The sequence below is a fragment of the Neoroseomonas rubea genome, assembly GCF_016106015.1.
Classification (GTDB): Bacteria; Pseudomonadota; Alphaproteobacteria; order Acetobacterales; family Acetobacteraceae; genus Neoroseomonas; species Neoroseomonas rubea.
The window spans coordinates 1-10,135 of sequence record NZ_JACADQ010000138.1 but is presented as its reverse complement, the minus strand read 5'-3'; the positions used below and the strand labels follow the sequence as shown (position 1 = coordinate 10,135).

The 10,135-nt window shown below is 73.0% G+C and carries 11 protein-coding genes; 1 reads left to right on the top strand and 10 read right to left on the bottom strand.

Annotation, left to right across the window (positions count from 1 at the left end; translation table 11 throughout):
* On the bottom strand, window positions 1-1,209 hold a 1,209-nt coding region (locus HW577_RS14005; protein ID WP_198376755.1), incomplete at its 3' end, for an MMPL family transporter.
* Window positions 1,206-1,784: a LolA-related protein gene (locus tag HW577_RS14000; RefSeq protein ID WP_198376754.1), complete on the bottom strand. Its 579-nt coding sequence runs from the start codon at window positions 1,782-1,784 to the stop codon at window positions 1,206-1,208. The genes HW577_RS14005 and HW577_RS14000, both read right to left, overlap by 4 nt.
* Before the next feature lie 183 nt (window positions 1,785-1,967).
* Between HW577_RS14000 and HW577_RS13995 the strand changes: the two genes are divergently transcribed.
* Complete coding sequence (locus HW577_RS13995; RefSeq protein WP_198376753.1) at window positions 1,968-2,246, top strand: hypothetical protein; 279 nt, start codon at window positions 1,968-1,970, stop codon at window positions 2,244-2,246.
* A gap of 15 nt (window positions 2,247-2,261) precedes the next feature.
* On the opposite strand, the gene HW577_RS13990 is transcribed toward HW577_RS13995, so the two are convergent.
* The 8 genes from HW577_RS13990 to HW577_RS13960 all read right to left on the bottom strand — a co-directional run.
* Window positions 2,262-3,197, bottom strand: a complete 936-nt coding sequence (locus HW577_RS13990; RefSeq protein WP_198376752.1) for an LpxL/LpxP family acyltransferase — start codon at window positions 3,195-3,197, stop codon at window positions 2,262-2,264.
* Complete coding sequence (locus HW577_RS13985; protein ID WP_198376751.1) at window positions 3,194-3,496, bottom strand: 3-hydroxyacyl-ACP dehydratase FabZ family protein; 303 nt, start codon at window positions 3,494-3,496, stop codon at window positions 3,194-3,196. Before HW577_RS13985 ends, HW577_RS13990 begins: the two co-directional genes overlap by 4 nt.
* A 42-nt stretch (window positions 3,497-3,538) precedes the next feature.
* Window positions 3,539-4,615, bottom strand: coding sequence for a BMP family ABC transporter substrate-binding protein (locus HW577_RS13980; protein WP_198376750.1), 1,077 nt, complete (start codon window positions 4,613-4,615; stop codon window positions 3,539-3,541).
* 61 nt (window positions 4,616-4,676) lie between these two features.
* Window positions 4,677-5,594, bottom strand: a complete 918-nt coding sequence (locus HW577_RS13975; RefSeq protein WP_198376749.1) for an ABC transporter permease — start codon at window positions 5,592-5,594, stop codon at window positions 4,677-4,679.
* Window positions 5,591-6,664, bottom strand: a complete 1,074-nt coding sequence (locus HW577_RS13970) for an ABC transporter permease (RefSeq protein WP_198376748.1) — start codon at window positions 6,662-6,664, stop codon at window positions 5,591-5,593. The genes HW577_RS13975 and HW577_RS13970 overlap by 4 nt, the downstream gene beginning before the upstream one ends.
* Window positions 6,664-8,211, bottom strand: coding sequence for an ABC transporter ATP-binding protein (locus HW577_RS13965; RefSeq protein WP_332837698.1), 1,548 nt, complete (start codon window positions 8,209-8,211; stop codon window positions 6,664-6,666). Before HW577_RS13965 ends, HW577_RS13970 begins: the two co-directional genes overlap by 1 nt.
* A 62-nt stretch (window positions 8,212-8,273) precedes the next feature.
* A complete protein-coding gene (locus HW577_RS26540) occupies window positions 8,274-9,632 on the bottom strand; it encodes an AMP-binding protein (protein ID WP_232474925.1) in 1,359 nt (452 codons plus the stop codon).
* The coding region (locus HW577_RS13960) for a COG4648 family protein (protein ID WP_198376746.1) at window positions 9,622-10,135 on the bottom strand (514 nt) is incomplete at its 5' end. The genes HW577_RS26540 and HW577_RS13960, both read right to left, overlap by 11 nt.

Sequence of the window (10,135 nt, the reverse complement as noted above, 5' to 3'; positions counted from 1 at the left end):
CGGCAGGCGCAGCAGCGCATGCGCCAGCCGCTCCGGCATCGGGCGGACGGACAGCCCCTCCGGCAGCAACGCCGGCAGCGCGAATCGCGTTGCGAGCGCCGCGCCGACGAGCCCCGTCGCCGCGAACAGCCCGAGCTGGGCGAGCCCCGGAAAGCCCGATGCCAGCATCGGCAGCAGCCCAGCGACCGCCGCCGCCACGGCGAGGCGCAGCGTCGGCCAGAGCCGCCGCGCCGCGTCGCGCAGGCTCTCCCCCGGCGCGCGGTTGGTCACGAGCAGGATCGGGTAGTCGTCCGCGACGCCAAGCATCGTCATGCCGAAGCCGAGTGCCGCGCCATGCACATGGCCGAACACCGCATCCACCACGAGCAGCCCGGCCAGCGTGCCGGCCGCCAGCGGCAAGGCGACGACCGCCAGCATCAACGGCGAGCGGTAGCGCCAGAACAGGAAGGCGCCGACCAGCACGAAGGAGAGCGTCGAGACAAGCTTCACATCCGCCCGCACCGTCGCCGCCGCCTCAGCCGCGAAGATGCCGGGGCCGGAGAGTAGCAACCGCGCGCTGGCGGGCGGCGAGGCGGCGGCGAAGGCGGCGCGCACCGCCTCCGCCGCTGCGCCTTGCGCATCCGTATCCAGCCCCGCGGCGCGGGATTGCAACAGGATCAGCGCGCGCGGGCCCTCCGCCATCCAGACGCCGTGCGCGCTGCGCACCGCCGCCCCGTCCGCCCAGCCGCGTAGCAGGCCGAGGAAGGCGCCGGTCGGGTCGGCGAAGGCGAAGCGCCGCACGAGCGGCTCGGCCGAGGAACGGAGCCCGTCCAGCACGCCTTCCAGCGCTGCGCGCAGTGCCGGCTCGGTGAAACCATCGGTGGTGGGTGACAGGGCGTAGCGATGCAGGAAGAGCAGCGCCGCCTCCTCCTCTGCCAGGCGCGGCGCGCCGTTCGCCACCAGCGCGAAGCGCGCATCGGCGGCAAGCGTGGTTCCCATGGCCAGCGAGACGCGCGCGAGGTCCTCCGCCGCCGCGCCCTCGATCCCCGCGATGAGCAGCGTCGTCGCGGCACCCGAGCGCAGCTCGCCGAGCAGGAAGGCCGCCTCCGCCGTGGCCGGAGCGGGCAGGAAGTCGGCGATGTCCCCGCGCAGCGTCACAAGGCGGGAGGCCGCCGCAAAGCCGGCGGCGAGCAGCGCGAGCGCGAGCAGCAGCGGGACGATGCGCCTCATCGCACCGGGCTGATGCGCATGCTGCTGCGCCCGTCGCGGCCCTGGGTTTCCACCAGCAGGATCGCCCCCGCTTCGCCTTCCAGCACGATGCGCTGCACGGCGGCGCGCACGCGGGAGGAGAGCGGCGCCAGCTCGATCCGCCAGCGCGCGGGCCCGCCGCTGGCCGCGACGCGATGATGCGCGCGCAGCGTCGCCGCATCCCCGGCGAGCGTCGCGCGCACGGCTTCGACCAGCGGGCGGATCTCCGGCGCGGCATCGAGCGCGACCTGGCGGCGCTCGCCGCGCCGCTCGATCGTCAGAACTTCGCCTTCCAGCAGGAAGCGCTCCTCCACGGGCTCGATCGTGTGCTTTTCCAGCCGGTCCGGCGCGCGCCAGGCGAGCAGGCCGCGCGAGAGGAGGGGGCGCTCGAGTTCCGGCAGCTCCTTCTCCTCGACGAAGGTGGCGCGGCTTTCGCGCACAGCGGCAAGCGGCGCCAGGATGGCGGCCAGCGGGTCGGGCGCCTGGGCCGCGAGGCCGAGGAGCAGCAGGCGGCGCGGCAGGCGCGGCGCGGCGCCGGTCTCGTCGGGAAGCGGCATGGGGAACCTGTCTGCCCCACCGGGCGCGTCGCTGGCAACGCGCGGAGGACGCGGCGCAGGCCTGATGTCGGGACCGGTGCCCGCCGATCTGCATGTCTGGCCATAGAATTATGCACGACGTGCATCAGCAATCGCTGTGTATCTGACGCTATCGACCATAAGATTTTTTGAATGCCTCATCATATGAAATATCCAGACCTGACCGTCACGACAAACCACGATGTCGTGGAAATTACGCATGGAAACCGAACCGCGCGCGTCAGCAGCGATATCTGGCCATCCGCATGGAATATTGATGCCCTGGATCCCGAAGTGGCGCGGGGCATCGTGAATTGGTTCCGGGCGACAGATGAATCGCGCAGGGACGTCGTGACGCCGATCGAAATCGTTCTGCAGATGGTGCTGAGCTACCTGAACATCGACATCGCCGCGCCTGTCCCGCAGGTGACCGAACACTGCTGACCGCGCCGGCTCGGCTCAGTTCGAACCAGCGGCTCGTGCCGGGCTGTCCGGCGCTTCTTCCCAGAAATCGAAGAAGTTGAACCAGTTGTAAGGGTGCTCGCGGCAGACCTCGCCGAGACGCGCCGCGTAGCGCGCGGTCCAGTCGCGCAGCGCCGCCTCCCGGTCCGCCCGCGGCAGGGCGACGACCTCGGCGAAGGGTTCGAAGCGCAGCACGTAGCGCCGGGGCCCGAGCCACAGCCCGAAGCCGAGCACGACCGGCGCCTTCAGCACAGCGGCCAGCGCCATCGGTCCGCCAGGAAAGGACGCCTCGGCCCCAAGGAAGGGCACGCGCAGCATCCTCTCCCCCCGTGCCGCGCGGTCGGCAAGCAGGCCGACCACGCCGCCGCGGTCCAGCACCTCGCTCGCCGCCAGCATCGAATCCGGCCGGCCGAGGGGAATGACCGAGGAGGCGCGGGTCGGGTCGAGGCTGTCGAAGAGCGCGTCCGAGGCGCTGCCCCGGTCGGTGTGCATCAGCATCCGCACCTCCACCGGCGCGCCGGCGCCACCGACCGCGCGCAGCGCCTCGAAGGACCCCATATGCGCGCCGAGCAGCACGAGCCCCTGCCCGCGCGCCGCGGCGTCGCGCAGCGTCCCGAGCCCCGTGACCTGGACCTCGTACCCCCCGATCCGCCCGGTCAGCAGGAAGACGCGGTCGAGCATGGTGGAGGCGAAGCAGAAATAGAGCCGCCACAGGTCCCGCCACGTCGCGTCGTGGCCGAGCGCGCGCGTGAGGTAGCGCCGCGCGGCGCGCTTCTGTGCCGCCGGCGCCGTCGTCAGGTAGAACAACGTGATCGGATGCAGCAGCGCATGGCCGGCGTGCCAGCCGAGCCCGAGCGCGATGCGCACCATCAGCCGCAGCACGAACGGGCTGCCGCGCTCGGGCGTGCGCGCCCAGGCGGTGGTGGCGGTCATGCGGGGAAGCGCGCCTCGCCCGAGGCGACCACGCGGTCCCCGACATGGCAGGCGAAGGCGAGCCGGCCACCGTCCGACAGCGTCAGGATCATCCGCACCGCCTCCCCCGGCAGGACCGGCGCGGCGAATTTCGTCCGCGGCAGGCCGGAGGGGGGGCCGAGCGCGAAGGCACCCCGCGCAGCGGTGATGACGGCATCGAGCAGCAGCACGCCCGGCACCACCGGCCGTCCCGGGAAATGGCCGGGCAGGCTCGGATGGTCATGCGGGATGGTGAAGACAGCCTCGTGCCGGGCGGACATGGGCCGCGCTTCAGCACGGCCGGCGCCCGCCCGGCAAGGGCATTACGGCATCGCCACGTCGACGCCGCGGTAGAAATAGTTCTGCGCGCGGATCTGGTCGTCCGTCAGCCGCTGCCCGGCGGGGATCACCTCGGTGCCGTCCTGACGGGCGATCGGGCCCTCGAAGGGGTGCAGCGTGCCGGCGGCGATGGCGTCGCGGATGCGCTCGGCCTCCGACGTTTCCTCCGGCGTCATGTTGGTGAAGGGGGCGAGGCGGAACATGCCCGAATTCAGCCCGCCCCAGACATCGCCCGGCCGCCAGGTGCCGTCGAGCATCGCGCGGGCGCGCTCCACATAGTAGTCGCCCCAGTTGTTGACGTTGCTCGTCAGATGCGCGCGCGGCGCGAAGCGCGTCATGTCGGAAGCCTGGCCGAAGCCGAAGACGCCGCGCTCGTTCGCGAGCTGCAGCGGCGCGGGGCTGTCGGTGTGCTGGCAGATCACGTCGCAGCCCTGGTCGATGAGCGCGCGCGCCGCATCCGCCTCCCGCGCCGGGTTGAACCAGGCGGAGACCCAGACGACGCGGATCTTCATCTGCGGATCGACCGACCAGGCGCCGCGCATGACGGTGTTGATGGCGTGGATCACCTCCGGCACGGGGAAGGAGGCGATGTAGCCGATCGTCTTGGACCGTGACTTGCGCGCGGCGATCACGCCCTGGACGTAGCGGCCTTCGTAGAAACGGGCGTTGTAGATCGAGAGGTTCGGCAGGGTGCTGGTGCCCGTCGCGTTCTCGAACATCACGTTGGGCAGCGTGGGCGCGACGCGCACCGTCGGCTGGAAATAGGAGAAGGAGGTGGTGAAGATCAGCCGCGAGCCCGTGCGCGCGAGCTGGTTCGCCACGCGGTCGAAATCGGGCGGGGCCACGGATTCCACCTGCGTCGCGGTCACGCGGTCGCCCAGCACCTCCAGCATCCGGCGCCGGCCGACATCGTGCATGGTGGACCAGCCGAAATCGCCCACCGGGCCGATCAGGATGAAGCCGACATTGAGGCGCGACTGCGCCTGGGCGGCGCCGGGCAGCGCGGCGGCGCCGGCGAGCGCGGCCGCGCCCTGAATGGTCCGGCGGCGGGTGATGGTCATGGGATGAAGCCTCCTTCTTGTGGAATGGCGATGGTCGAGATGTCCCCGCGCACGGCCGGGATCAACGGTCCGGCACGAAGGGCGTGCCGAGCGCCGCCGGCGCGGCGCTGCCGCCGCCCCGCGCGCGCATGATCAGCACGAGTGCGAGGATGGTGATGACATAGGGCAAGGCCGCCATGGCCTGCGGCGGCACCGGGACACCGGCGCCCTGAGCATGCAGCTGCAGGATGGTCACCCCGCCGAACAGATAGGCCCCCGCCACGGCGCGCCAGGGCAGCCAGGAGGCGAAGACGACGATGGCGAGCGCGATCCAACCCCGCCCGCTCGTCATGCCACTGGTCCAGAAGGGTGTGAGCACGAGCGAGAGATAGGCGCCCGCCAGCCCCGCGCAGGCGCCGCCGAACAGCAGCGCGAGGAAGCGGATGCGCAGCACCTTGAAGCCCAGCGCATGCGCCGCCGCCGCACTCTCGCCGCAGGCGCGCAGCACGAGCCCCGCCCGCGTGCGGCCGAGGAACCAGGCGACGCCGATGACGAGCGCGAAGGAGGCGTAGACGAAGGGGTCCTGCCGGAACAGCACGGGGCCGAGGAAGGGAATCTCCGACAGCCAAGGCACCGCGATCTTGCCGATCCCCTCCCGCGGCACGCCGACGAAGGGCGCGCCCACCACGCCCGAAAGGCCCAGGCCGAAGATCGCGAGCGCCAGCCCCGCCGCCACCTGGTTCGTCGCGAGCCCAAGCACCAGCAGCGCGAAGATCGCCGCGAGCGCCATGCCTGCCAGGATCGCTGCCGCGACGCCGGCCGCGCTCGACCCGGTGGTGATGGCCACCGCGATGCCGGCGGCCGCGCCCATGATCATCATCCCCTCGACGCCGAGGTTCAGCACGCCCGCACGCTCGGCCACCAGTTCCCCGATCGCGGCGATCAGGAGCGGGGTGGAGGCGGTGATGACCGTCAGCAGGATGGCTTCGAGCAGCGTCATGCCGGCGCGCTCCGCAGCAGCCGCAAGCGATAGAGCAGCAGCGTGTCGCAGGCGAGCACGTAGAACAGCAGCAGCCCCTGGAAGACGCGCGTGGCATCGAGCGGCAGGCGCAGCATGATCTGCGCGTTCTCCCCCCCGATGAAGGTGACCGCCAGGAACACGCCGGCGACGAGGCACCCCACCGGGTTCAGCCGGCCTAGGAAGGCCACGATGATGGCGGTGAAGCCATAGCCGGGCGAAAGCCCCGGCTGCAATTGGCGCAGCGTGCCCGCCACCTCCATGATTCCTGCGAGCCCGGCGAGCGCGCCGGAGAAGGCGAAGACCGCCCAGGTCACGCGCTTCGCGTCGAAGCCGGCGAAGCGCGCAGCGCGCGGCGCCTCCCCCACCAGCCGGATCTCGAAGCCCTTCAGCGTGCGCGCGGCGACCAGCGCCGCCGCGGCGACGATCAGCAGTGTCAGCGGGGTGCCGAGGTTGACCCGCCCGCCCTCGGCCAGCAGCGGCAGCGTCGCGGCGGGGGAGAAGGTGACCGTCTGCGGCATGTTGAAGCCGGCCGGGTCGCGCCAGGGCCCGCGCACCAGCCAGTCGAGCAGGAGCTCCGCGACATAGACCAGCATCAGGCTGGTCAGGATCTCGCTCGCCCCGAAGCGCGTGCGCAGCAGCGCCGGGATCAGCGCGAACAGCGCGCCACCCAAGGCCCCCGCCGCGAGCATCGCCGGCAGCAGCCAGGGCCCCTGCGCCCCGCCATGCGTCGCGACGGCGAGCCAGGCGCCGCCCAGCGCGCCGACCAGGAACTGCCCTTCCGCGCCGATGTTCCACACCCCCGCGCGGTAGCAGAAGGCGAGCCCGACCGAGATCAGCACGAGCGGCGTCGCCTTCACGGCCACTTCCTGCAGCCCCCAGGAATCGGACAGCGGCAGCACGAAATATGCGTGCAGCGCCGCCAGCGGGTCGGCGCCGAGCGCGGCGAACATCACTGCCGCCGAGACGAGCGCGAGGGCGACCGCGAGCAGCGGCGAGAGCAGCCGCAGCGCCCAGCCCGTCTCCGCCCGCTGTTCCAGGACGAGGCGCATCACGTGGCCTCCGCCGTCGCGGCGCCGCCCATCAGCAGGCCGATCTCCTCCCGCGTCGTCCATCCGGTCGGCGTGGCGGCGGACAGGCGCCCGTGGAAGATCACCGCGATGCGGTCCGTGATCTCCAACAGCTCATCCAGATCCTGGCTGATCACGAGCACCGCCGCGCCGCCGCGCGCCAGGTCGAGGATCGCCTGGCGGATCACCTGCGCGGCCCCCGCATCCACGCCCCAGGTCGGCTGGCAGACCACCAGCAGCCGCGGTCCGCGCAGGATTTCCCGCCCCACGACGAATTTCTGCAGGTTGCCCCCCGACAGCGCACGCGCCTCCGGGTCGCGCGGTCCCTTGCGGACATCGAAGGCCGCCGTAACGCGGTCGACGAAGCCGAGCAGGCGGGACCGGCGCACGAGGCCGCCCGGCGCAAAGCCTTCCGTCGCATGGCCGGCGAGCAGCGCGTTCTCCGACAGGCGGAAGGCCGGCGCGGCGGCATGGCCGAGCCGTTCCTCCGGCACGAAGGCGCCACCACGCCGGCGCCGCGCCGAGATGTCCTCCCGCCCCACCGCCGCGCCATCGAGGATGATCCGGTCAGCGGCCGGTGCGGCGCGCTCGCCGGACAGCGCCGCGAACAACGCGTCCTGCCCGTTGCCGGCCACGCCGGCGATGCCCAGGACTTCCCCCGCGCGAAGGTCCAGCGAGACGTCGTGCAGACCGATGCCGTGCGGCTCGTCCGGCGGCAGGCTCAGCGCATGGACGGACAGCCGCACGGGCCCGGCGTCTCCACGATCCGCGCGCCGCGCCGCGCCCACCTCGGCGCCCACCATCATGCGAGCGAGGCTCGCGGCACTTTCCGCGCGCGGGTCGCAGGCCGCGACCACCTTGCCGCCGCGCAGGATCGTCGCCGCCTCGCACAGCCGGCGCACTTCCTCGAGCTTGTGGGAGATGTAGAGCACCGCGCGCCCTTCCGCGCGCAGCCGGTCGAGCGTGCCGAACAGGCCTTCGGCTTCCTGTGGCGTGAGGACGGAGGTGGGTTCGTCGAGAATGATCAGCCGCGGGTCCTGCATCAGGCAGCGCACGATCTCGACGCGCTGGCGCTCGCCCACCGACAACCGCCAGACCTCCCGCGCGGGCTCGAGCGGCAGGCCATAGGCACTCGAGACGGCGGCGAGGCGTTCGGCCACGCGCGGCAGCGGTTCAGGCACATCGAGGGCGAGCGCCACGTTCTCCGCGACGCTCATCGCATCGAACAGGGAGAAGTGCTGGAACACCATGCCGACGCCGAGCGCGCGCGCGGCGCGCGGGTCTGGCAGCGCCGCCGGCGCGCCACGCCAGAGCACCTGCCCGGCATCGGGCTGCAGCAGGCCATACAGCATCTTCACGAGCGTCGACTTGCCGGCGCCGTTCTCGCCGAGCAGCGCATGCGCCTCCCCCGCCCGGACCGCCAGGTCGATGGCATCATTGGCGACCAGCGCACCGAAGCGGCGGGTGAGGCGGCGCGCCTCCAGCAGTGGGGTCTCGGCGGACAGGATGCGGGCACTCCCGGACGGCACAGGACGAAGCCGCGCATCCGGCCCTTCGGCCGGGGACTGATGCCGCCTCCCGGCGGGGCTACCTAGGGAAGCGGATCGCGAATGTGAAGGGCGCGCGGCCCAGCTTCGCGCCGGCGCCAGGCAAGTTCGGCGATGCGCGCGCGGCTGACCTTGCCAAGCGCGTCGCGCGGCAGGGCATCCATCACCACCACCGGGCGGGGCAGGAAGGCGGGCTCGACCCTGTCGCGCAGCGCGGCGACGATCTCCTCGGCACTCCGCCCCGGGGCTACCACGGCCGCCGCGAGCCGCGCGCGCGGATTGCGGTCGAGGTCGTCGGGCGCAAGGAACAGCCCGTCCTCCACCCCCTCGATCGCCGTGAGGATGCTCGTGAGGCCGGCCAGGGAGGCGCGCTTGCCAGCGAGCTTCACCATGTCCCCCCGCCGGCCGAGCAGGCGGAAGCGGCCTTCCCCGCACCATTCGAGCGTGTCCGCCAGCGGCACGGGCAAGGCGAGGCCGGGCACCGCGACCTCCGCCCCGTCCTCTGCGATGGCGAAGCGGATGCCGGGATAGGGCTCCCAGGCCTCGCCATCGAGGGTGCGGCGGGAGGCGACGGAGCCCGCCTCGGTCGCGCCGTAGATCTCCAGCACCGGCGCGCCGAAGGACGCCTCGGCCGCCGCGGCGAGGCTTTCGGCCAGCGGCGCGGTGGCGGAGACGATCCCGGCGAGGGGCGGCAGCGGCACGGCGGCGCCGATCAGGGCGCGCAGTTGCAGCGGCGTCGTCACCAGAAGGCGCGGCGCCGGCACGGCCGCCAGCGCCTCCTGGATGTCGGACGGGTAGAAGACGGGCCCCGCATGGCCTGCCCCGGCGGCGACCAGCGGCAGCATCAGCGTGGTCTCGAAGCCGTACATGTGCTGGGCAGGAATGGTGCCGACGATGCTCGTCCCGGCGGCGACGGCGAAGCGTTGGGCGGCGGCCCGCGCCCCGGCAACCAGCGCGCCCCAGGGCTTGGCGTGCGGCCTCGGTTCCCCGGTGCTGCCGGAGGTGAAGGCGATGGCGGCGATGGCCGCTGCCGGAATGGCCGGGTTGGCACCTTCCCAGGCGGGTTCGGCCGCGGGGCGCAGCACCGGCAGCGGCAGCGCCGCATCGGTGTCCGACAGCGCGTAGCGCGCCCCGTGCAGCCGCGCGATGTCGGCGAGCCGCGGCGCGGACCGATCCGCCGACAGCAGCGTCACCTGCCCGCGCGAGAGTGCGGCGGCGAAACCCACCAGCGCCAGGTAGCGGTCGGCGCAGAAATTCAGCACCGGCCCTTCATCCGGCAGGCGGGCAGCGAGCGCGGCCACCTCGGCCAGGAAGCGGGCGACGGTCACGGGCGCCGCGCCGCGGCGGAAGATCACCTCCCCCGGCGCGCGGCCCGTCAGCGGCAGCGTCGCGTCAGCCGGCATGGGGTTGTTCCGTGTCGGCGCGCCAGATCGCGCGCAGCGTCCGCCACGGATGGGTCGGGCCGAGATGCCCGAAGCGCGCCGCGCGCACCGCGTGTTCGCCGAGGAAGAACAGCACCGCCAGCGCCACATTGGCCGCGGCCGAAGGGCCCGCCGGCGGCCCGAAGCCCGCCAGCGTCGCCGCGTTCACCGCCGAAAAGGCCAGGAAGAACCACGTCCAGAGCATGGTCAGGGACCGCGTATAGCCCACCAGTTCAGCGGGCATGTGGCCGAAATCAGCCCGCGTGTAGCGGGCGATCAGCGGCTCCCGCCCCGGCCGCAGGGTCGCGCCGAAATGCCAGGCCAGCATGAGGTTGCCCGCGAGCGGCAGCGCTTCCAGCAGCAGCCGCGTCGCCCCCGGCAGCGCGGCGAGCAGCGCCGTCGCCCCGCCCGCCAGCGCCGCGCCGGCCAGGATGGGCCGCGCGCGGGGGGAGGGCACGAGCCAGGAGGCGACCGTCGCAACCGCC